This window comes from Mucilaginibacter sp. (assembly GCF_025362475.1).
Taxonomy (GTDB): Bacteria; Bacteroidota; Bacteroidia; order Sphingobacteriales; family Sphingobacteriaceae; genus Mucilaginibacter.
In genome coordinates this window covers 17,065-40,516 of sequence record NZ_JANYGH010000067.1, presented here as the reverse complement: position 1 = coordinate 40,516, position 23,452 = coordinate 17,065, and the positions used below count along the sequence as shown (strand labels likewise).

The 23,452-nt window shown below is 41.4% G+C and carries 22 protein-coding genes; 13 read left to right on the top strand and 9 right to left on the bottom strand.

Annotated elements, in window-relative coordinates; translation table 11 throughout:
- The first annotated feature begins 91 nt into the window (after window positions 1-91).
- Window positions 92-2,662: a DNA translocase FtsK gene (locus Q0R88_RS23405; protein ID WP_295720844.1), complete on the top strand. Its 2,571-nt coding sequence runs from the start codon at window positions 92-94 to the stop codon at window positions 2,660-2,662.
- Window positions 2,663-2,733: 71 nt separating this feature from the next.
- Entirely contained in the window at window positions 2,734-3,411 is a 678-nt protein-coding gene (locus Q0R88_RS23400; RefSeq protein ID WP_295720843.1) for an outer membrane lipoprotein carrier protein LolA, read from the top strand.
- Between the two features lie 350 nt (window positions 3,412-3,761).
- Here the strand turns inward: Q0R88_RS23400 and Q0R88_RS23395 are convergent, their stop codons facing one another.
- The 4 genes from Q0R88_RS23395 to Q0R88_RS23380 form a co-directional block, all read right to left on the bottom strand.
- Entirely contained in the window at window positions 3,762-4,010 is a 249-nt protein-coding gene (locus tag Q0R88_RS23395) for a DUF1456 family protein (protein WP_295720842.1), read from the bottom strand.
- A gap of 15 nt (window positions 4,011-4,025) precedes the next feature.
- Entirely contained in the window at window positions 4,026-5,327 is a 1,302-nt protein-coding gene (locus Q0R88_RS23390; protein WP_295720841.1) for a DEAD/DEAH box helicase, read from the bottom strand.
- 184 nt (window positions 5,328-5,511) lie between these two features.
- Complete coding sequence (locus Q0R88_RS23385) at window positions 5,512-5,808, bottom strand: hypothetical protein (protein WP_295720840.1); 297 nt, start codon at window positions 5,806-5,808, stop codon at window positions 5,512-5,514.
- Window positions 5,809-5,881: 73 nt separating this feature from the next.
- On the bottom strand, window positions 5,882-6,559 hold the full coding sequence (locus Q0R88_RS23380) for a pseudouridine synthase (RefSeq protein ID WP_295720839.1): 678 nt from the start codon (window positions 6,557-6,559) through the stop codon (window positions 5,882-5,884).
- 335 nt (window positions 6,560-6,894) lie between these two features.
- On the opposite strand from Q0R88_RS23380, the gene Q0R88_RS23375 reads away from it, so the two are divergent.
- Window positions 6,895-8,046, top strand: a complete 1,152-nt coding sequence (locus Q0R88_RS23375) for a DUF5009 domain-containing protein (RefSeq protein ID WP_295720838.1) — start codon at window positions 6,895-6,897, stop codon at window positions 8,044-8,046.
- A gap of 41 nt (window positions 8,047-8,087) precedes the next feature.
- On the opposite strand, the gene Q0R88_RS23370 is transcribed toward Q0R88_RS23375, so the two are convergent.
- The gene (locus Q0R88_RS23370; protein ID WP_295720837.1) at window positions 8,088-9,131 is read right to left on the bottom strand and encodes a sterol desaturase family protein; all 1,044 of its coding nucleotides are present in this window, start codon (window positions 9,129-9,131) and stop codon (window positions 8,088-8,090) included.
- A 349-nt stretch (window positions 9,132-9,480) separates the two neighbouring features.
- Between Q0R88_RS23370 and Q0R88_RS23365 the strand changes: the two genes are divergently transcribed.
- On the top strand, window positions 9,481-10,812 hold the full coding sequence (locus tag Q0R88_RS23365) for a DNA mismatch repair protein (RefSeq protein WP_295720836.1): 1,332 nt from the start codon (window positions 9,481-9,483) through the stop codon (window positions 10,810-10,812).
- Window positions 10,813-10,869: 57 nt separating this feature from the next.
- On the top strand, window positions 10,870-11,139 hold the full coding sequence (locus Q0R88_RS23360; RefSeq protein ID WP_295720835.1) for a hypothetical protein: 270 nt from the start codon (window positions 10,870-10,872) through the stop codon (window positions 11,137-11,139).
- On the opposite strand, the gene Q0R88_RS23355 is transcribed toward Q0R88_RS23360, so the two are convergent.
- Window positions 11,136-12,293: an MFS transporter gene (locus Q0R88_RS23355; protein WP_295720834.1), complete on the bottom strand. Its 1,158-nt coding sequence runs from the start codon at window positions 12,291-12,293 to the stop codon at window positions 11,136-11,138. The two genes, Q0R88_RS23360 and Q0R88_RS23355, sit on opposite strands and share 4 nt — an antisense overlap.
- Window positions 12,294-12,446: 153 nt before the next feature.
- Window positions 12,447-13,154 carry a DsbA family oxidoreductase gene (locus Q0R88_RS23350; RefSeq protein ID WP_295720833.1) on the bottom strand — a complete coding sequence of 236 codons (708 nt, stop codon included), beginning with the start codon at window positions 13,152-13,154 and terminating at the stop codon, window positions 12,447-12,449.
- Window positions 13,155-13,313: 159 nt separating this feature from the next.
- Between Q0R88_RS23350 and budA the strand changes: the two genes are divergently transcribed.
- From budA to Q0R88_RS23330, 4 genes are all read left to right on the top strand, one after another.
- Window positions 13,314-14,120 (top strand): acetolactate decarboxylase, encoded by an 807-nt coding sequence (gene budA / locus Q0R88_RS23345; RefSeq protein ID WP_295720832.1) that lies wholly within the window; start codon window positions 13,314-13,316, stop codon window positions 14,118-14,120.
- 96 nt (window positions 14,121-14,216) lie between these two features.
- Window positions 14,217-15,554 carry a PQQ-binding-like beta-propeller repeat protein gene (locus Q0R88_RS23340; RefSeq protein WP_295720831.1) on the top strand — a complete coding sequence of 446 codons (1,338 nt, stop codon included), beginning with the start codon at window positions 14,217-14,219 and terminating at the stop codon, window positions 15,552-15,554.
- Between the two features lie 142 nt (window positions 15,555-15,696).
- Entirely contained in the window at window positions 15,697-16,260 is a 564-nt protein-coding gene (locus tag Q0R88_RS23335) for a peroxidase-related enzyme (RefSeq protein ID WP_295720830.1), read from the top strand.
- Complete coding sequence (locus Q0R88_RS23330; protein ID WP_295720829.1) at window positions 16,261-17,508, top strand: DUF3179 domain-containing (seleno)protein; 1,248 nt, start codon at window positions 16,261-16,263, stop codon at window positions 17,506-17,508. It abuts the gene before it with no gap.
- Here Q0R88_RS23330 and Q0R88_RS23325 read toward each other — a convergent pair.
- A complete protein-coding gene (locus Q0R88_RS23325; protein ID WP_295720828.1) occupies window positions 17,505-17,798 on the bottom strand; it encodes a hypothetical protein in 294 nt (97 codons plus the stop codon). The genes Q0R88_RS23330 and Q0R88_RS23325 overlap by 4 nt on opposite strands.
- 160 nt (window positions 17,799-17,958) lie before the next feature.
- On the opposite strand from Q0R88_RS23325, the gene Q0R88_RS23320 reads away from it, so the two are divergent.
- The 3 genes from Q0R88_RS23320 to Q0R88_RS23310 all read left to right on the top strand — a co-directional run bounded on the left by Q0R88_RS23320 (window position 17,959) and on the right by Q0R88_RS23310 (window position 21,024).
- Window positions 17,959-18,771: a helix-turn-helix transcriptional regulator gene (locus Q0R88_RS23320; RefSeq protein ID WP_295720827.1), complete on the top strand. Its 813-nt coding sequence runs from the start codon at window positions 17,959-17,961 to the stop codon at window positions 18,769-18,771.
- A gap of 56 nt (window positions 18,772-18,827) precedes the next feature.
- Window positions 18,828-20,570: a serine hydrolase gene (locus tag Q0R88_RS23315; protein WP_295720826.1), complete on the top strand. Its 1,743-nt coding sequence runs from the start codon at window positions 18,828-18,830 to the stop codon at window positions 20,568-20,570.
- A 91-nt stretch (window positions 20,571-20,661) separates the two neighbouring features.
- Window positions 20,662-21,024: a hypothetical protein gene (locus tag Q0R88_RS23310; protein ID WP_295720825.1), complete on the top strand. Its 363-nt coding sequence runs from the start codon at window positions 20,662-20,664 to the stop codon at window positions 21,022-21,024.
- A 68-nt stretch (window positions 21,025-21,092) separates the two neighbouring features.
- On the opposite strand, the gene Q0R88_RS23305 is transcribed toward Q0R88_RS23310, so the two are convergent.
- On the bottom strand, window positions 21,093-22,052 hold the full coding sequence (locus Q0R88_RS23305; protein ID WP_295720824.1) for a hypothetical protein: 960 nt from the start codon (window positions 22,050-22,052) through the stop codon (window positions 21,093-21,095).
- Between the two features lie 98 nt (window positions 22,053-22,150).
- Here Q0R88_RS23305 and Q0R88_RS23300 point away from each other — a divergent pair, with 98 nt between their 5' ends.
- The gene (locus Q0R88_RS23300) at window positions 22,151-23,440 is read left to right on the top strand and encodes a DUF885 domain-containing protein (RefSeq protein ID WP_295720823.1); all 1,290 of its coding nucleotides are present in this window, start codon (window positions 22,151-22,153) and stop codon (window positions 23,438-23,440) included.
- Window positions 23,441-23,452 lie beyond the last annotated feature (12 nt).

Here is a 23,452-nt window from a genome sequence, read left to right as displayed (position 1 = left end):
GTGAGGATAGGAAAAAATTTTATGTTGTTTTTGTAAAGTTTACATAGGTGAAATTTTATGTAAGTTTGCAGTTAAAGGATGTTACATCAGGATGCCGGTAAAAGGAAATCAGTTTAAATCAAATAGTTTCAAGGACGATAATCAGCCCCGTCAAACCAATGGCAAGGCCGAAAAAGAAAGTGTAATTAAAAAGGCACTTCCTAAGTTACCCCAATTGGATATGGTGAACGGGCGTACGGTAAAAATAGCGGGTTTGTTTTCGCTTTTACTGTCTGTTTACTTCCTTATCGCCTTCACATCATACCTGTTTACCTGGCAGGAAGATCAAAGTTATATTTCAACAACTAATGGCGGCTGGCATAACCTGGCTACCGGTAAAACCGTGCAGGAAATTGCCGATGCCGGCACACCACAGGTTGCTCAAAACTGGCTGGGTAAATTTGGCGCGCTGTTAAGCAACCAGTTTATTTACGAGTGGTTTGGGGTAGCATCATTCCTGTTTATTTTTATATTTTTTGTGTTGGGATACCGGTTGCTGTTTAAAGTAAGGCTATTTTCATTATCCAAAACGCTGGCTTACTCTATATTTGGAATTGTTTTTACCTCAACAACTATAGGCTATTTTCATGCCTTTATTATTGATTATCCACACTTTTTAGAAGGCGGCTTTGGCTACTGGAGCAACCGTTTGCTTGATGCACAGATTGGTCCGGCGGGCACGGCTGGTTTGCTTGTATTTTTGGCCCTTGCGGTATTGGTGATCGCTTATAATATCGATTTTAAACTACCATCCAAAAAAGAACGGGTTAACGCCGTGGAGATAGACGAAGTAGTTCCAGAGCCTGTTGATTTGGCTGATGAAGAAATACCCATCCCGATGGAGTGGCCCCGCGGTAACCGGGTTGTAGATACATTAAACCCCGAGGTGAATGTTGTAAAACCCGAACCTTTAAAGCAACAACCGCTGATACAAACACCAATATATCACGAGCCGGTTGTTTTAACGCCTACTAACACTGCACGTTCTGAACCGGAAGAAGAGACGGAAATACCGCTTACCATTGATGTAAACCGTCCCCTGCCAGAACTTGCCGTTGAAAAAGCCGACGATGTTAAAGCACAGGAGCTGGTAAATAAATTTGGCATTTATGACCACAGGCTTGACCTGGCAACTTATAAATTTCCACATCTTGATTTGTTAGAGAACCACGGATCAAATAAAATATCGGTAAACGCCGAGGAACTGGAAGCCAACAAGAACAAAATTGTTGAAACGCTGAACCATTATAATATCGAGATAGATAAGATAAAGGCCACCATTGGGCCAACGGTTACGCTATATGAAATTATACCTGCACCCGGTGTACGCATCTCCAAGATCAAGAACCTGGAAGATGATATCGCGCTGAGTTTAGCCGCGCTGGGTATCCGTATCATTGCCCCAATGCCGGGTAAGGGTACCATAGGTATAGAGGTACCAAATCAAAACCCCGAAATGGTTTCGATGCGGTCTATCCTTTCTACAGAAAAATTCCAGAATACTACGATGGATCTGCCCATCGCTTTGGGTAAAACCATATCCAACGAGGTGTTTATTGCCGATTTGGCCAAAATGCCCCACCTTTTGGTTGCGGGTGCTACGGGGCAGGGTAAATCTGTTGGTATCAATGCCATATTGGTTTCGCTGCTGTTTAAAAAGCACCCGTCCGAACTTAAATTTGTTTTGGTGGATCCTAAAAAGGTGGAGCTTACGCTTTTCCGTAAGATTGAGCGGCACTTTTTGGCCAAACTGCCCGATGAGGCCGATGCTATTATTACCGATACCAAGAAGGTGGTAAACACCCTTAATTCATTATGTATCGAGATGGATCAGCGGTATGATCTGTTGAAGGATGCGCAGGTGCGTAACCTTAAAGAGTACAATGCCAAGTACGTTAACCGCAAAATAAGTGATCCCGAAAAACATCGTTATCTGCCATTCATTGTACTGGTGATAGATGAGTTTGCCGATTTAATGATGACAGCCGGTAAAGAGGTGGAGGTGCCTATAGCACGTATTGCCCAGCTGGCCCGTGCGGTGGGGATCCATTTGGTTATTGCTACACAAAGGCCGTCAGTAAATATTATTACGGGTACTATTAAGGCCAACTTCCCTTCAAGGCTTGCTTTCAGGGTACTATCAAAAATAGATTCGCGTACGATATTGGATGCCGGCGGTGCCGATCAGCTGATCGGTCGTGGTGATATGCTGTTCTCTACAGGCAGCGACCTCATCCGTTTGCAATGCGCCTTTGTAGATACGCCGGAAGTTGAAGCGATATCTGATTTTATAGGTAATCAAAAAGGTTATCCTACAGCACTGCTGCTGCCAGAGTATGTTGGCGAAGGCGAAACCAGCAGTGCCAAGGAGTACGATCCGGATGATCGCGACCCTATGTTTGAGGATGCCGCCCGTTTGATAGTACTGCATCAGCAGGGGTCAACATCCTTAATTCAGCGTAAAATGAAGTTAGGCTATAATCGTGCAGGTCGTATTATTGATCAATTAGAAGCCGCAGGTATAGTTGGCGCATTTGAAGGCAGCAAGGCCCGCGATGTTTTATATCCCGATGAATACAGCCTGGAAAGGTACCTGGAAACACTTCAAAAACCGAAGGATTAAACCATTTACAATTTATATGCTCAAAAGCAATAACTATTAACAGTAATAGTTGTTGAAGAATAAAACAACCGATGAAAAAAATAATTTTAAATACCCTTATAGCTTTAAGTACCTGCACTACCGCATTTGCCCAAAAAGATACACAAGCCAAAGCTATTTTAGCCCAGGTAAGCCAGAAATATAAATCGTACGATGTTATTAAAACCGATTTTTCTTTTACGCTGGATAACCAGCAGGCGGGAGTTAAGGAAACCCAAACAGGCACGTTGATTTCAAAAGCCAAAGCGGGTAAATACAAGGTTACCCTTTATAGCTCGGCATCAGTAAAGGATGTGGATAAAGAGATCATTAGCGATGGCAAAAGCCAGTGGACCTATCTGAAAAAAGATAAAGAGGTACAGGTAGGCGACGCTGCCAAAGGAGGAGAAGGCATTAATAACCCATCCCAGATTTTTACTATTTATGAGCGCGGCTACAAATACCTGTACACCGGCGAGCAAAAAATAGCCGGCAAAGCTTTCCAGGTGATAGACCTTACTCCTGAAAACGAGAAGCAAAGTATCTTTAAAGTTCGTTTGCTTATTGATAAGGTAAAAAAACAGATCTACAGCGCCCTTTTGTTTGATAAAAATGGCAACAAATATAACTACACCGTAAAAAGCTTTACCCCTAATGCACCTATTGCCGATAGCATGTTTGCATGGGACGCCAAAAGCCATCCCGGTATTGAGGTGGTGGATTTAAGATAATTGATACATTTTGCTATCATAACAAGGCGATGAATTTTAAAACTCATCGCCTTTTTCTTTGCCCATCGCCTGTGTTATTGCAGGTGATATAGTGAAATGGTTGGCTGTGAGGACAGCATAAGGGTTCGAAAGATATGTTAAGTTTTTTTTATTCCCTCCCAACGGGAGGGGTGCGGCTGGAATGTGCGCAATGGCAGGGAGGGGTTTCGCTGACATGCCATATGCAGCGGTACTTGAACTCCTGATTTAACCCCTACCTTCCCTTCCCCGAGGAAGGAATCGCACATTGCCCCTGCCTTTTATATCTTTCAAACACCTATGGTGGGGACACAGCCAACGGGGTAAGATAATTACTCTTCAGTTTTTGGCACTCTCTTATCTGGCATTGGTCCGCGTTTGTAGATGATGAGGCCATTGAGGAAATTGCGCAAGATCTGGTCGCCGCAGGGTTTAAAATTGGGATGGTCATCATTACGAAAAATGGCGCCCAATTCGGTCTTGGTAATGCGGAAGTTGGCCAGCTCCAATACTTTTATAATATCATCATCGGTAAACTTCATGGCTACCCTCAGCTTTTTCATGATATCATTATTACTCATACTATTGGTATTTAATTATATGGAAATGTCTATTTTAACTTTTTTGTTTTTGATCTTTTCGCCTTTTATCTGTTGAACGGCCTTCTCAATCCGGTTACGTTTAACAGCGGCGTAAGATGTGTAATCAAGCACTTCAATTAAGCCTACATCTTCTTTATCTAAACCCCCCTTTTTCAACAGCAGGCCTACAATGTCAATCTTATTAACCTTGTCCTTTTTACCGGCGGCAATGTATAATGTAGCCCATGGTGATGGTGGCGGCACAATCGGGTCTGCCGGTAGTTCTTCAACTTCCGGCATATCTTTTAAATAGGATGGCTTTTCATCGGGCGCTAATATCAGGTATGATGTTCCTTTGGCGTGCATTCTCGCTGTACGGCCATTGCGGTGCAGGTAAGCCTCCTCGTTATGCGGCAACTGGTAATGTACCACGTGCTCAATCTCGGGTATATCCAGCCCGCGGGAGGCCAGGTCTGTGGTGATCAATAAACGGTGACTGCCATTCCTGAACTTCAGTAAGGCACGTTCCCTGTCATCCTGCTCCATACCACCATGGAAAATATCATGCGGTAATCCTCTGTCAAATAATAGATCACTGATGCGTTCTACAGCTTCGCGATGGTTACAGAAAACAAGGGTGGCTTTATCGCCTATTTTGCAAATCAGGGCAAACAATGCATCCAGCTTATCGGCTGCTTCGGCTATTACGGCTTTTTGTTTGATATCCGGCGCATTAGCGGCATTGGTAAGGTAATCTAATTCAACTGGCCTAACCATGCCCGTAAATGAAGGAATTTCCTGCATTTTAGTGGCCGAGGTAAGCATCCGCTTTTTGATGTTGGGCATTTGCTTAATGATAAAAGCCATATCCTCCTGGAAACCAAACTCCAAAGCTTTATCAAACTCATCCAATATCAGGGTGTGGATAGTATCCGTACTGAAACTATGACGGCGCAAATGATGTGCTATCCTTCCCGGTGTACCAATCAAAACAGCAGGTGGCTGCGAGAGGTTATTACGCTCAATTTTCACAGGGTGACCGCCATAACAGCAATTTACCTTAAAGCCGCTGCCAATGGTTCTGAAAACCTGCTCAATCTGTAAAGCCAACTCGCGCGATGGCACCATGATCAGAGCCTGCACAGTTGGTATACTTGTATCTAATAAACTTAACAATGGCAATAAAAAACCAAGTGTTTTACCCGAACCGGTTGGCGATAGCAGTATCACATCGCTTTTTTTGGCTGCGGTAATGGCAGCCTGCTGCATTTCGTTAAGGGCATTTATTTTAAGATTCTCGAGCGCTTGCTTTATCATTGTAGGCGCAAAGATAAGGTAAATATAGTGGTGAAGGTTATCTTTAAGGTTTGATAGCTGTATAAAACCGTCATTGCGAGGTACGAAGCAATCTCCATGTTATACGAGCCAACTATATAAATTCGATCTGCCGTTGTAGAAGATTGCGTCGTATCCCTCAATTACGGTTTTTATATTTAAAAAATCATACTGCCATACCCTCATCCATCATTCTGTCCTCAGGGTCGGGCTCGTGGTAGTTTTTAATGAAGCTTGCAATTTCTTCGGCCTGCTTATGGGTTAGGTCGCCCATGCAGCTGTATTCCCATTCGTTCATTTTATCATCAAAAACAATATCGCCCAAATCAACACTGCCTTCGTTTAAGCCAAAAACCCCTGTCGAACGCATATTACCACCGGGCATTATTTGGGTTGCTGGTTTGATAATGATTAAGCGATCGCCATTGCTGGTATATAGACTATAATTTGCCGACTTTATCATGATTAAAGTATTTGCTTAACCTACAAACACGCTTAAGTTTTGTTTTTATTGTAGTATAAATATAATAATATGACTACCAGTTCATCAGCTTCATTACCCTTGTAAACTCGGGTTGTAAGCCAGCATTAATTGTAATATTTTGGCCGGTTATGGGGTGGTTAAAGTTTAGGGTTGAAGCATGTAGCAACATGGTGGTCATATCCCAGGTATCTTTAAAAAATTTGTTCTGCTTATTGCAGCCATGAGTTCGATCGCCAATAATAGGATGGAAAATATGACTAAAATGTTTGCGCAATTGATGCATGCGCCCGGTAGTAGGCACTGCTTCAACTAAAGAATACCTTGATGTGGAATGAGCGCCAAAAGGAATATCCAATTCAACACGGTTAAGGGTGGTATAAGTTGTAAATGCCTCCTGCAGCGTGCCATTTTCCTTGCGCAGGGGATAATCAATATCTTCCGTATCGGGTGTATGACCACGAACTATGGCCAGGTATTTTTTATGCACCTGGTTTTCCATAAAAGCCTGTTGCATGGCAATTTCTACCTGTTTTTCAAGGGCGAAAAGTAATATGCCACCTGTTTTTCTGTCAATACGATGCACAGGGTTAACTTTTTGGCCAATCTGATCGCGCAGCATCTGCAGGGCAAATTCAGATGCATCAGCAGCAATAGGCGAGCGGTGTACCAGCAAGCCATGCGGTTTATTGATGCCTATAAGGTATTCGTCGCGATATAATATCTCTAACATTCGGTGCAATTACAAAACGCGAAGTTACAAGAATAGATTTGAGATGTGAGACATGAGGTTTGAGGAACTGTTTTTAAATAAATGAGATCGTGATTGCAAGTTTTACTATCCTGGGAATACTGAAAAGAAAATGACGTTTGAAAAGTTTGTCATCCTGAGGAACGAAGGATCTATTCACAGACTGTACAGGGCGAAGAAGGATAGCGAATAATAGATCCTTCACTGCGTTCAGGATGACAAATAGCTCGTCATTTTAATAAGTTAAACAGCTAAAAAAAATATTTTAATTAGTCGGCCTTTTTATATCTTTAGTTCAAACAAAAATCCTATAACCAATGGCTTCCAAAGCAATAACCAGCACAGGCAATACCGCGCCTGATGATATTAATGCCGCTCCCACCCGTTTATTTTCGTTAGATGCCCTTCGCGGCTTTGATATGTTTTGGATTATGGGGGGCGAAGAGATCTTCCATACGATGGCTAAAGCCACCAAATCACCGTTTTGGGGAGCTATTGCAAATCAGTTTACACACCCCGACTGGAATGGTTTTCATCTTTACGATTTGATATTCCCGCTGTTCCTGTTCATGGCCGGCGTATCTACCCCGTTTTCTGTTGGCCGCGAATTAGAGAAGGGCAAAAGCAAAAAACAGTTGGTGCTGCGTGTTATAAAAAGAGCCTTCATATTGGTGCTACTGGGTTTGGTGGTTAACAACGGATTGAACATTATGCCGATATCCGAGATTCGTTTTGCCAGCGTGCTTGGGCGCATTGGGATAGCTTATATGTTTGCCAACATTATTTACCTGTACAGCAGCGAGCGGATGCAGATGGTTTGGTTTTGGGTATTCATCATAGGTTACTGGCTGCTGCTCAAATTTACTTCGGCACCGGGCTTTCCTCATGGCGATTTAACCATGCAGGGCAATTTTGCATCATACATGGATAGGATTATCCTGCCGGGCAAATTGTATTTAGGTATTCATGATCCCGAAGGTTTATTTTCCACTATCCCCGCTATCAGCACCGGTTTGTTAGGAATAATTACCGGCACCATATTAAAGAAAACCGGTTTAAGGCAAATGAAAAAAGTGGCTATACTGGGCATTGCTGGTGTCATATTCCTGATTATTGCTCAAATCTGGAATCTTGATTTCCCTATCAACAAAAACCTGTGGAGCAGTTCATTTGTAATGCAGGTAGGCGGTTTAAGCCTGCTGTTGATGGCACTTTTTTATTATATTATAGATGTGCTGGGTTATCAAAAATGGTCGTTTTATTTCAGGGTGATCGGCATGAACTCTATACTGATCTATGTATCCGGCCATTTTATAAAATGGGGTTACACCAATAATGGTTTCTTTGGCTGGATAGGTCAGCTCATCGGCGATCCTTTTAATGCGGTAGCCATGGCCATTACCTTTGTAATGGTTAAGTGGCTGTTCCTCTATTATTTATATCAAAAGAAAACCTTTTTAAGGGTTTAATCCATAAAGGAGTATATGCAGATATTCGCGGATGGGAAAATTTAGGTTAATACCGTCTTTTTCGCCGGGTCAGCGTTGCTGGCGTTTTGCTTTTCCAGTTCCTCAAAATACTTCTTCTTTACAACGGTGGTCATTTTATGATCACCGTTATGGTTCCAGCCGGGAGGCATTACAATGTAAAGGAGCTTGTTTTTAATGCCGGGCGCCTTATATACATCTTTTACTAAGGCTACTATTTCGCCAAAGTAGGCGTCCAGGAAACTATTTTTAATCAGCGGGCGACTGATGCCGTACTCAATAGGAATTTCCATTTCTTCGTTTTGGTAAGTGCCAAATACTTTATCCCAAATAGGCAGCAGGTTACAAAAATTGGTATCCATGTATTTTATATTACGGGCATGGTGTACCCGATGATGCGATGGCGTAAGCAAAATATTGTTTAAAAAGCCTAATCGGGCATCCTTCATTACGTTTTCGCCAATATGGATAAATGTTCCCCAAAATCCATCAATAAACATAATTACAAACAGCATGGTAGGGGTAACGCCCAACATGATGCAAACCGTGGTGCGTATAAAATCGGCGTAAGGCCCCTCTAAAAAGAAATGCGCGTTACTGATGGCCAGGTTCATGGTTTCGGGCGCGTGATGGGTGGAGTGAAGGCACCAGAACAACCTTACTTTATGACCGAAGTAATGGTACAGGAAATGGCCAAATTCCCAAACTATGTAACCATAAATAAACCAGTACCAGGTAAATGTAGTTTTAAAAAAAGCATGTTTTTCAAATAAACCTATGCACAGGAAAACCATGCCTATGGATATATACCGCCCGATAACAGAATTTAATACGAATGAAAAAAATGGTATTTTATAATGGATAACCTTAAAGCGTTTATAAAAGGCTGCCCGTATAATTTCAAGTGAGAGCAGGAACGGCAGGATTGGGAATAGCATCGCCCTGAAACCGTCGTAAGTAAGCAATTTGCCATAATCGCCAGATTTGATGATGTTCATCAAACTGTTCCAACTGCCCCAGCCAAAAAAGCCTTTAAAAAAATCAAGTATGGTATTCAAAAAATCCATTGTACAAAAATTTATAATTGGTATGAGTTAATAACGTATAATGTGTTAATGTATGTACATTATTAATTCATAAAATTAGAAAATTAAGATTAATAAACAAATAGGTCTGTATAGGTTATCAATGTAACAATATTATATAAAGGCTGAAAGCAGAATGCGCAAAGCCTTTGTTCTTGATGAAAGTAACCAGGTTGTTTGTAACTATTGTTGAATGGGGGGCAGGGGCGAGAACTAAAAGTTTGTTAATGACGTTACATTGAGGACAGGTGTGAAAGCTGCGAATCGTATTATATATTATTAGATAATCTAACAGAAAGTTTAGCTTTAAGCAACTCTTACAACCATTTTCATGAATTTCGATATAGATAGGCAAACACTAAATGATTTGGCAATATTTCAAAATAACAATTCCCGCCAATCTATATATAGCCTTTTCAACCAAACAAATACAATTGGTGGCAATGAAGCGTTGCATGATATGTTCAACAAGCCGCTTATCGATCCTGTTCACATACAGGAAAGGGTAGAAGTGTTTTTATATATTGAGGAACATGATATTAAAATTAGCTTAAATAGAAATGATTATGATTTTGTAGAGTTTTATTTAAAAAAGCATTACCATGCTAAACCATTTTCGGTTATAACCCGGTTTTTAGAAAAAATCATACATGCGTTTATTACTAATGATGATCATTATGTAATTCAAACCGGTATAGAAAATACGCTATCGATACTGGAAAGCTTAATAGATTACGCTGAAGCACTCAAGGGCGATCTGCCAAAAAAAATACAGGAATTCCGCTTAATTATTTTAAATACTTTCCAGCCCGAAGAATTTGTATGGCTAAAACAATTGATAAAGAAACCTAATCGCAGCCCGGCGGATATGGCGAAAGCGGACCACTTTTTCAGGCACCTTGCCCATGAAAGAATGAAGATTTTGTTGAATGTTGCTTACCAGTTAGATGTTTATCAATCCGTAAGTTTAAGTGGTAAGGCGCTTGGTTTTACATTTCCAGTAGTTAATGATACTAACGCAACGGGATTAACTATTAAGGGCTTATTCCACCCGTTTATTGCCAATCCTAAAAGTAACGACATTGAATTTAGTTCCGACAAAAATGTTTGTTTTATTACCGGTACTAATATGGCCGGAAAATCATCTCTGCTTAAATCAATTGGAATTGCTATCTATTTATCTCAAATAGGCTTTCCGGTGCCCGCGAAACACATGGTGACTTCCGCATTTAAAGGTCTGATTACAACCATAAACTTAGCGGATGATGTTGAACAGGGACATAGCCACTTTTATAAAGAAGTTTTGCGAGTTAAGCAAGTGGCTGAAAAATTAAATCAGTCAAAAGATGTTTTCGTCATTTTTGACGAACTGTTCAGGGGGACAAATGTTAAAGATGCCTATGATGCCTCTCTTGCTATAATTGCTGCCTTTGCAGAGGTAAAAAGCTGTTTTTTTGTAGTTTCTACACATATTGTTGAGGTTGCCCATGAATTATCATCCATTGAAAATATCAATTTCCGATATATGGAAACTGTTTTTGAAGATACGAACCCAGTAAATACCTATAAACTTAAAGAGGGTATTACAGAAGAGCGGTTAGGAATGTGGATTGTTAAAAATGAACGGATCCTGGAAATAATAAAAAGCTCTTTAAAACCATAACATTAGGTTAATAATTAAAACCAATCGTCCATTCAACTTTATTAGTAAAAGACGTTTATGAACCTTTATCAAAAGAAATGGCTGGATGTATTGCACAATACCCGGCTGCCGGGATGGAAAATTGAAGCACAGGGCGAAGATATTTTTATTGAAATGCCCCAGGTAACCGATCTGAAACTGATTCGGGATAATCTGCCAGAAACTTTGGCATTAATGTCATTGGATATTGATGTGCCAAAGGAGCGGTTAAAATTCATTATACACAACGGGCATGAGCAGTTTGATTACCTGTTAAACCCGGGCGATGCCGATCTTAATAAAGCTTAGGATTCAATTTTAGCTTTGGTAGATACGATAGTAACCAATAGCCCCATTAATGCTATCAGCACAAATGATGCTCTTAACGTGGCAACACCTGCTATAAAGCCAATAACCGGCGGACCAACAAAGAAGCCAAGGAAACCAATAGTAGATACCGCTGCCAAAGCAACGCCCGGCAACATCGTTTTTGATTTACCTGCAGCGCTATAAACCATTGGCACTACAGATGATACACCGGCACCAACCAGTAAAAAACCAATTATTGCTGTATAAATATAAGGGAAAACTACAGCTATTGTGAGGCCTGTAGCGGTTAACAGACCGCTTACCTGTAAGGTGCGTTTTAGGCCAAATTTATGGGCAAAGGCATCTGCCACAAAACGACCAATAGCCATGGTGAACATAAACGCTGTAAAGCCTATCCCTACCATGGTTGCGGGGGCAAGCACTATTTTTTTAAAGTAGATAACACTCCAGTCAAACATGGCCCCCTCACAAATCATGGAGCAAAAAGCAATCACTCCTAATTTAATCAGCGATTTATCGGGCATAACAAATACAGGCCCGGCGCTGGCTACTTTATCATCCTCTAAATAGCGGGCCGCTATGGCTACGCCGGCCGCAATAACAACCAGCATAAGCAAAAAATGATATAAGGGTGAAATATTATGAGCTATCATTAAAGAGCCTATCCCGCCGCCTGTAAACCCTGCCAGGCTCCATAAACCATGAAATGATGCCAGTATAGGGCGTTTATAAATCTTTTCGGTAGCTACGGCCTGGGTATTTACAGCTATGTTAACTGCGTTACTGCTAAAGCCGAAACAAATAAGGCAAATAATAAGCTGAAATGTATTTTGTGCCAAACCTAAAGTTACCAGCGCGATTGCATACACCAGCAATGCACTGATTAACAACCTTCGGCTGCCAATTTTAGTGATGATCCACCCGGAAAACGGCAGAGAACACATTAAACCAACAGGTAATGAAAACAGTACAGCACCTAAAGCGGCATCAGAGAGGCCCATGGTTTGCTGTACCGTAGCTATACGTGATGCCCAGCTTGAAAAGCTTAAACCAGCCATAAAAAACATGGCTCCCACAGCTATGCGGAGCGTTGTTTTGGAGTTTAAAACCGGGAGGGCGGGAGCGTCTATCATCTGTATTTTTATTATGCTAAGTGTAAAAAATACACTTAGTTGTATTAATGCAAATATAGTGCTTTAATTTATACTTTAAGTAAGCTAAATCGTTTTTGACTTTTGAATGGATTTTAAAACGAAATTACGTAATTGTACTGAAAATCAATAGTGTTAATTGCAATCTCCATTCGGCGAACATGATTCGCCTTCAATAACGGTTAGTGCTGGTTTGCTGTTTTCCAGTTGCCATTCGGCAAATGATTTCTCAATTGTTTCCTGGAAAACCGGCACAGCCTGCGCACCCGATACACCATACTTGTTATTCATCACAAAAAACGGAACCCCTCTTATGCCTAATTGTTGAGCCTCGGCAATATCATACTTTACGTTGTCAGCATAAGTATCACTTTCAAGTACCTGTTTTATTTCTTCGGCATTAAGGCCAATATTGGTTCCCAGTTGTATAAGGGTGTCGTTATCATCAATATTTAAGCCTTCGGTAAAGTAAGCTTTAAACAGGGTTTCTTCGGCCTTATCGCCAAGGTTATGTTTTTTGGCAAGGTGGCTAAAACGGTGAGCTTTGAAACTGTTAGCCACAACTGCCTTGTCGAAATCATAGGTAAGGCCAACTTCGGCAGCCATTTGGGTAACGTGGTTGTTCATTTGCTGCGCGTAGTCAAGTGTCCAGCCTTTGGCATCAGCCAGGTATTGACTAATATTGATGTTAGGGTCGGTTTTCATATCCGGGTTAAGCTGAAAGCTTTTCCACTCAATTTCCACCTGGTCTTTATGATCAAATTGTTCCAAAGCCTCTTCAAACCTGCGCTTGCCTATATAACAAAACGGGCACATTACGTCGCTCCAAATTTCTACTTTCATCGTATTCCTGTTTTAAGGATACACAAATCTAAAATAAGCAACCTGTTTCCCCGTAAGGGTAACGTAAAATTTGAAAATGGTAGGTTTTTAATTTTCCATAAACATTTGGATAGCTTGCTGTAAAACAATTGCTTTGCAAAGCTTAAATCCAATTCCTTTATGATGTCGAAAAAAATCCTTTTTATCTTGTTAGCTATTACCTGTGTCAACTACAAATCCATAGCACAACAAAAATCCAATCCTTTAAAAAACGACAATAATTTATTCAGCGCGGGGTTTGCTTCGGGTTTTATAGGTGGCTTATATGATAATTGGTACCCTTATAAAGAATTGGAAAAGCACGGCAATTTTGGCCTGGGTGCGCCCGGTCATCTTGATGGCGAACTGCTGTTGCTCAACGGAAAAATCTACCAAACGCAATCTACCGGCAAAACCACTTTGGTTGCCGATACCGGCAAATTGCCCTATGCGGTGGTGTGTTTTTTTAAGGCAAAAAAGGTGTACAAGCATGCTGGCGCGTTAAGCAAAACAGCGCTTTATAGTTACCTGGATAGTTTGCTGAGCAACCAGAATGGTATATACGCAATCCATATTACTGGTAAATTCAAATCGATTAAAACCAGGGCTTTCCCACCGGTTGAAAAGCCATACCTGCCTCTTGCCGCTATGCTGAACAGGCAGCATTTTTTTGAACATAGCGATATCACAGGCGATCTGGTGGGTTTTCGTATCCCTACCTTTATGGAAGGCGCGCACATCAGTGGGTATCATTTTCATTTTTTATCGGAGGATAAAACAGCAGGTGGCCACCTCGTTGATTTGAATATGGAAAACATCACCATTGAAATAGATACCCTCACCAATTACACCATGGATCTGCCACAGACAACGGATTTTAACAACTTCGATTTTAAAAAGGACCGTAAGGAAGAGATTAAGAGTGTGGAAAACGGAAAAAAGCAATAGTTTTAAAACGTGCGATTCTAATTATAAGGGATACAATTAGTTATAGGCTAAAAGTATAACTATACTTGTGTACCTGAATTATATCCATTCCTGATAATGAAAAAGAATATTTTCCTGTTTGCCTTATTTATGGTCACCGCGGCTTTTAGCCAGGGAAAGACGCCGATAGCCCTGGCTGTAGATACTAACGTGCAGCATAAAGAGGATCATAATAAAAAGGGTTACCGTTCTTTTGGCGGCCTGAAGTGGAAATTTGCCACAAAAGGTAAAATATTCTCATCGCCGGTTGTAGCTAATGGTATGGCGTATATAGGTAGCGAAGACCATAATTTATATGCCGTTGATGTAAAAACAGGGAAGCAAGTTTGGAAACTCACTACTGGTGGTGCCGTAAATTCATCGGCAGCAATAAATGGCGATAAGCTGTGTTTTGGCAGTTTTGATGGCTATTATTATACCTTAAATGCTAAAACTGGCAAACTTATCTGGAAGTTTAAAACTGGCGGCGAAAAGAAGGTTGGTGCAAAAGGATTATGGACCATGAAACCGCTGAATGAATATATGGATGATCTGTATGATTTTTTTCTGTCTTCGCCGGTATTTAGTGAAGCAAAAAATAATCCCACCGTATATTTTGGCAGCAGCGATGGTAAGCTTTATGCGTTGGATGGTAATACTGGTAAGTTGAAATGGGCTTATCAAACAAAAGGAATTATCCATACCAGTCCGTATTTATACCAGGGTAAGGTTTACTTTGGTAGTTGGGATACCTACCTGTACGCTTTGGATGCTGCAAGCGGTAAACTTGTATGGAAGTTTAAAACAGCCGATCAGCCGGGTTATCACCAGTTGGAGGGGATTCAGGCCTCGCCAATCTGCAATAATGGTTTTGTTTATTTTGGTTGCCGGGATAGCTATTTTTATGCGCTTAATGCCAATACAGGAAAGTTAAATTGGAAATATAATGCCAATGGCTCCTGGATACTTACCACCGCTGCTATAAAAAATGGCAAGGTTTATTTTACTACATCAGATACCTATTTGTTTGTTGCTGTTGATGCTTTAACCGGCAAACAGCAATTTAGCTATAAAGCCAACGGCTATTTATATTCCTCCCCGGTATTATGGGCAAATACAGCTTTCTTTGGCGATTTTACGGGAAAACTTTTTGCTGTAAATATTAAAACTGGCAAACTCTCCGGCGAATTTAAAACTGCAGGCCGTGATGCCTATGCCGCAAAAGTATTGAAGCAGGATACACTTAACTTTGAATTTGCGGCAAACGGTGTCGATAACTCGCTGTATAAGACGGCGGTTGATGTAATGGATAAATTATATTCGCTTGGCCCCATAGTGTCATCGCCGGTTATTCTTAATGGCGTAATTTATTTTGGCAGTGCCGATGGCAACCTGTATGCTATAAACTTAAAATAAATAAAGGGGGAGATCTGCCTTTAAAAATAATTATGCCCGATGTTGCGGATTATTTAAATTTTTAGATAAATTAGGGTCGATTATAAAGCCTTTATTAAATTTATTGATCGGTTGAGAAGCCGAGCCCCATTGTACTATTGATATGCCATACATACCATTAGATGATAACCTGCCCGGTATTACCGGTTTACTGAATTATAGACAAGATACGGCTTTGCCCATAAGGCAGCTTACCCAGATACTATTACGCGGTGAATCAACCCTTACCGAAGGTGAGCGCGAGCTGATAGCTACTGTTGTGAGCCATGGTAACCAATGCCGTTTTTGTACCAATGCCCATACCGCGGCGGCAGACGTGCTGTTGGGAGATACCGAAACTGCCGAAAAAGTAAAGAATGATCCCGATAACGCGCCCGTAAGCGAAAAAATGAAATACCTGCTGGAGATTGCCCGCCAAACACAGGTGAGCGGTAAAAATGTTACTGCCAACCTGGTTGAAAAGGCAAAGCAGGCAGGCGCAACCGATTTGGAACTGCATGATACCGTTTTAATTGCCGCGCTGTTTAGTCTTTATAATCGTTACGTTGACGGGCTGGCCAGCGTAACCCCAACTGAACCTGCTTTTTATAATCGCCTTGCAGGCATACTAAAAACAAATGGTTACCTGCCATCGGCCAACAGGTATGCCGCTTTAAATGCAGATTAAATGAAGAAATATATACACAGACCGGGAATATTTTGGATAGGGATAATTTTATTGGTAGTACCGGGTCTGGTGCATGCCTACCTCCTGATGCCTTTTCCGGGCAGTCAGGATCTGAATGCCATTACGGTATGCTATTACCTGGAAAAAATTGTGAATCCGCTGCGCCTCATCGGGGTTATATTTATTGTATGGTACCTGTTTAAATTTTATTCAAAAAATACAAAAAGAGGTCAGCTGGTTAAGGCCATTGTTCTGGTACTTTGCCTGGGTAGTTTTTATATTACCGACTATTTATACAAAGCCGAAACCATGTTTAAAGAAACCCAGTCGGCTAAATTTGCCAATGGGCTAACCAATAAAGTGCCACTTAATTACTTAGTAGTGGGTGTTGTAAACAACGGAGTGGCCAAAGCTTACCCGGTTATATATTTAGGCTATCACCATAAAGTACAGGATAATGTTGGGCCCGAACCAGTTTTGGTAACCTACTGTACTATGTGCCGCACGGGGCGGGTTTACAGCCCGGTAATAAATGGCAAAAGGCAAAACTTCAGGTTGGTAGGGGCAAGGCATTATAATGCTATTATTGAAGACGAAAGCACCAAAACATGGTGGTACCAGGCTACCGGTAAAGCGGCGGTCGGCCAACTAAAAGGGCAGCATTTACAGGAGTTGCCCTATGAGCAGTTAACCCTGGGCGCCTGGCTGGAAAAACATCCAACATCCATGATTATGCAGCCGGATAAATTGTATGCTGCTGATTATACCGACCTTAAAAACTATGATCGTGTACAATACATTGATAAAGACAGCACCTTAAAAAACAAAGATTCGCTGATCAGGAAAAGCTGGGTTATAGGGGTGATCATAAACGGGCAGGCTAAAGCTTATGACTGGCGTCATTTATTTCATAAACGTGTACTTAATGATGAGCTCAATAAAACATCTTTACTTGTAGGCATAGAAAAAGATAGTCTGAGTTACCATGTTTGGAACGCCAATTTAAATGGTAAAACACTTCATTTTGATTTGAATAAAGACGGACAACTTACCGATAAAGAAACTGCGTCTGTTTGGGATTGGGATGGCTTATGTACATCCGGTGCGCAAAAGGGTCAAAAACTAAGCAAGGTACAAGCCTACCAGGAATACTGGCACTCCTGGAAACATTTTCACCCGGCTACCACGTTTTGGAAAGAAGGCGAGGTTAAAGAAACCATTGCCGCTATTTATTGGACTTTCCCTTAAATAACAGCCACAATCTTGTCTACATCGCTATCATTCAGCAACTCACCATTATTGATGTTGGGATAGTATTTGTTAAGGATCTTCTGTATTAGCATATAGCTTTCCATAGATTGAATTGGTGGATTGGCCAGCTCGTTGATGATTGAGCCAATCATCTTCAATTTTTTAGCTTCGTATTGATTCAGCACAAAATCTGATGTCTTTTTTTTACGGCTTTGCGTAATCAATTCATCCAGTTTTTTGATCTCCTCGATCAGATCTATCAGCTTTAATACTTCCACTTTTTTCATCGGACCAAAATTAAACAAATAAACGAATGTGCATATGTGCAGATTTTAGATGTGCAGATTATTTTAATGTTACAATTTAAGTCAATTTAGTAATTCGTTCATCCTTAAGCTCGCTAACTAAAATGTAACAATTTATTTCTTTAGCCGTCTATAAAGCAATATGCTGCAGCTTCAAAAAGGTAAATACTTCGGGATCCAAAACAAGGCTATTCAACTGGATAATCTCATTATTACCGATACCGAATACACGCATGACCGTGTTGACTGGCATACACACCAAAATCCGTACTTTACTTTTTTACTTACCGGCAACATGCTGGAGACCAATAAAAAAGAGAGTTATGAATGCAGCGAAGGCACACTGCTGTTTCACAACTGGCAGGATGCACACTGCAATATCAAGCGCCCCGGCTATACCCGTGGTTTTCATATCGAGCTGGAAAAGGATTTCTTTGAAAGATATCAATTGCCGCTAAACCAAATGGAAGGCAGTGTAAAGCTGAATAACCCGGTTTTAAAGTTGTTGTTCCGCAGCATGTATTTGGAAACAAAGTATACCGGGGCGATAGAAATACTGGCTATCCGTGAATCGCTTTTTAAAGTTTTTGGTTTACTTGCCAATGTAAGGCAACAGGAAACAGCGCGGCAACCCGCATGGGTAAAAAAGATAAAAGAAGCACTAAACGACGCCGACACCAGCTTACTATCATGGGATGCTTTAGCCGCTCTTGCTCAAGTGCACCCGGTTCATTTATCGCGGCAGTTTCCTAAATATTTCCATACCACGGTTGGCGATTATCTTAAAAAATTAAGAATAGAGCAGGCTGCCGGTTTGCTGAGTAAAAAAGGAATGCCGCTAACGCAGATTGGCTATGAATGTGGCTTCGCCGATCAGAGCCATTTTATCCGCAGCTTCAAACAGGCTGTTGGGGTAACGCCCTTACAATACCGAAAAATAATTGAGGCACGTTAACAATGTGCTATTTTGCCTATCGCTAAGTGCTTACTATTGTGCCATAAATATATACCATGTTATTATTCAACTATTTTAAAAACAGCTTACCCGCAATAGTATTGATGCTGCTGATCAGCACTACTTGTTTTGGGCAGATTGGTATGAAGCCCTATGAAGGCCATTGGGAAGGTTTATTAACCCAGCCCCAAAACTTCGGTATAGTCGTAGCGGTAAAAAAACTTACTTTAGGCAACTATACGCTACAGTTAACTTCTTCCGGTAAATCGATCTACAAAAACTTTAAACTATCGGCCAATAATAATTTCGAGGTTAAGCTTGATAACAACCTGGCAGTTAAAGGCACCATAAGGGATAAGGAGGTTCGGCTGTTCATCCGTTCCGTTCAATGGAGTTACCACATGGTTTTAAAAGCAAAGGCAGCCGGCACCAACACCGGTAAATGGAACATTTTGTTTGTTCCCGATCTGAAACCTGAATTTTATATTGATGTTGAAAATACCGATTCAACTAAATACGAAGCATATATTTTCCTTGGCGATACCCGTTTTTCGGGCTTTGCAAGTGGCGGGTTAACCCTTAATGCTGATAGTGTTCATTTCAGGGATTATCGCAGCGGTTTAAAGTTTAATGGTAAGTTATTTAAGGATGTCATTACTTTACAGGCCGAAATTGCTGGTTTACCCATAACCACGGTTTCCTTACACCGCTCTGTTAAGGAATGGGATTTGGCAGGCAAAGCTCCTAGGTTGCCTTTTAACGGCAATATGCCTGTTGATATGAAAGATGGCTTGCCTGTTAACAGCCTGAAAGCAGCCGGTTTTGATGAAAGCTATTTAAAACTGATGGTGGATAGCATCAACGCAAATAAGATCACCAATACACATAGTGTGCTCATCAGCAGGAGTGGAAAGCTTGTTTATGAGCAGTATTTTAATGGGTTCGATGAAGGCGCAGTTCATGATCTGCGGTCGGCATCAAAAAGTATCTCATCTGCCATTGTGGGGATAGCTATGGATAAAGGCTTGCTGAAGGATACCGCCCAAAAGCTGTTGCAGTTTTTACCTGGTCAATATAAGCATGCTGCCGATGGTGATAAACGGAAACAGGCCATCAGCATAGGCAGCTTGCTCACGATGAGCTCGGGCCTGGATGCCATAGACTTTGGGATAGACAGGAAGTCGGCAGCATCAGAAGATGAATATCAAAACTCGGCAAACTGGCTGAAAACAGTGGTTGAGGCGCCGATGATCAACTATCCGGGTACGCATGCCAACTATAGTTCGGCCAATCCTTACCTGCTTGGGGTAATTGCAGATACCGTAGTGAAACAGCCGCTCGACTTGTTTATTGATCAAAATTTGTTTGAGCCATTAGGTATTAGCAACTATATTGTTTTTGATGATCCGCTTAACCGGCCATATTTTGGTGGCGGTATGCACCTGCGGCCACGGGATATGTTAAAGTTTGGTTTACTTTATGCTAATGGTGGTAAATGGAAAAATCAGCAGCTCATCAGCAAAAACTGGGTTGATGCCTCCTTCAAGAAGTACCTGGTGCTTGAAAATCATAACGAGAAAAATGAATATGGCTTTTTGTGGTGGCATTATCATTACAACGTTAATGGTAAAATTATTAACACTGTAGAGGCGCGTGGCGCGGGTGGGCAATATATATTTATAGTGCCTGAATACCAGTTGGTGGTGGTTATTACATCGGGCAATTTCAGGAACCGCAGGGTGTGGCAGCCCGAGAAGATTATGGAGAATTACATCCTGAAAGCAGTGGCGGCCCGGTAGGCTAAATGCTTTGATTATAACTTTTTAATAATTTTATGGTAACATATTATAATGAAAAACATCTTATCTTAGATATGAACAAATTTAAGTTATGAAAAGAAAATTATTTACAACTGCTTTATTACTAAGCTGCTTTATGGTATGCCTTGCAGCCATTGCTGATTTAAATGGAAAATGGTCTGGAAAGGCTGATATTGGCGGTACAGAGTATCCATTGCTTTACAATTTTAAGATTGATGGAGACAAATTAACGGGTACTGCGCTTACTCCCGATGGCGATGTGCCTTTAAACAATGGTAAAATAACCGGCGCTGATTTTTCATTCACCATAAGCACCAGCGGAATGGATATTCCACATACTGGTAAGTTTTATGGCGATTCAACAACTGTAGACCTGGAGGTTAGCGGTTCAAAAGTTCACTCGGTATTAAAACGGGTTGAAGATAAAAAGTAAGCAGCTTACTTTTTAAGATATGGAGTCGTGTTGAAACCAATTCAACATGACTTTTCTTTTTTACAGTACTACCAGTCTGTGTCAAATTTCACCCAATAGATATCATCCCAGCCGTTACCCGCGCTGTTCAGTAAGGTTTTTAATTGCGGGTAAGTTTTTGTTTTACCATCGGTCAATTCCTTATTTAACCGGCTGCTGGTGAACATTAAATATTTTTTATCCCAGGTAACAAAGGGGCAATAGTCAATGGCGGTTGAGTTAACGGGCACCGGCAAATGTTTCACCGGCAGCCAGTTTCCTGCTTTATCCTTGTGGCTAATGTAAAGGTCGCCCCGGCCTATATCATCAGGGCGGCCTTCAGAAGTAAGCAAAATAAATTGCTCATCAGGGTCGACGAAGGCATTAAACTCATCGTATTTGGTATTGATATCTTCGGGTAAACTCTCTGGTTTGGTATAGCCGCCAGGCATTGGTTTGCACACAACAATATCTTCGCTCCCTTTGCCATAATCAGCCTCAACCGTGAAATAAAGGTTGCCGCTGCGCGTGATGCTGGGGTAAAATTCATTTTTATTGGTGTTAACGTTGGGTCCTAAATTCTCGGGCGCGGCCCAGGTGCCATTTGAATTGCACTTAACCCGCCATATATCAAAGTCCTTTTTAGCGGCGCCATCTTTTAGCGGCCTGTCCGAAGAAAAATAAATATACATTCCGTCTGGGGAGAAAGCAGCCTCCAGATCCCTAAAACGACCGGAAAATGGGGCTACGAGGGGTTTGCTCCATTTGCCATTCTTTTTTGTAAGATACAGAATGGTACTGCTAACAAAACGTGGTTGTTGCAGGGTGTAAAAAATCTCGTCGCCTTTGGGCGAGATGGTAAAATCGCGGTTGCTAAGGCCATCGGTTAGAATACCTTTGGCAAAAAGAATCGGGAAATTTGCAGGTAAAGTTGCATCCGGGTAAGTTACCTGGGCAAAGGTTTTACAACAGCAGGTTATCAAAGCAATTATAAGGGTAAGTTTACGCATGGTGCTTACAATTTACATTATTTGAGGGTATATTTTGTAACATAGGCTACAAATAAACATCGAAGCTTGTAATCCTTATGATATTTTAAAACCCCATTATGAAGACACTCTTATTTTGTGCCGGCTTTTTTATGCTGTCCTTTTTTGATGCCCGCGCTCAGCAAAAATTTGATGCTTTTTCAGCCCGGTTTGTAAGCGGATATACCGCACTTAACCTGCCGCAGCCAGAGCTAAGCTATGTAAGCGGATTGGAACATATCGGCACAGAAACAGCCATACAGAAGCAAGAGGAGTTTTTTAAGTGGGCTGATACGGGTTTGTCAAACTTCAAAGTGGAAGCCTTAAGCCCATCGCAAAAGATAGATTACGAATTGATTAAATATGAATGTAAACTTAACCTGGAGCGGCTGGTATTGGAACAGGAATGGATCAAATATCGACCTGTAAAAATTTCAACAGGTGGTATTATTACCGTTCCTGACGGTAAAGCCTGGTATGCTTATTTGCTAAAACGATGGGTGAGCGCCGATGTAACGCCCGATGAGATCTATAAATTTGGACTGGGGGAGGTGAGCCGGGTGCAGCAGCATATTGAGTCGGTGCGGCAGCAGACCGGCTTAAGCGAGGATGCCTTTTACAAACACCTTAACGATCCTGAGTTTTTTGAGCGCGATCCCAAATTGGTTCAGCAAAGTTTTGAGCGCACCAGGGCCATCATCTACAGTAATTTACCCAAACTTTTTAACGATTTTGAGATACCTGATTTGAAAATTAAAGCAGGCGAGAGTAAGCAACTGGCACAAACGCCCGGTTACTATGATAATAACACTTTTTATTATAATCTTTTTGATAAGCCTTACAATAAACGCCAGTATGATTGGCTTTTTATACATGAGGCTGTACCGGGCCACCATTATCAATCCAGCATCGAAAGTAAAACCAAAACATCGGCAGTTCAGCAGCTTTTTTACTATATGGGCTTTGCCGAGGGCTGGGGCGCTTATGCCGAAGAACTGGGCAAGCAGTTAGGCGTTTACCAAACCCCTTATGATGAGTTAGGTAAATGGGAATGGGATATTGTGCGCTCGGTACGGGTGCCACTTGATGTTGGCCTAAACTATTACGGCTGGACTGATGAGCAGGCCCTTGCCTTTTGGAAAAAGAACATCCGCAACCAGGATGATATTGCCCTGCGCGAAATTGCCCGTATACGCCGCTGGCCTGCGCAGGTAGTTACCTACAAGTACGGCGCGCTGCTAATACTGCACTGGAAAGAGGAGTTGCAAAAAAAACAAGGCAGAGATTTTAATATCAAAGATTTTCACTCCCGTGTACAGGATCATGGTTCATTGCCTTTGTTTATGGTAAAGGAAAATGTGTTTAGGTAAGTTCCGGGCATC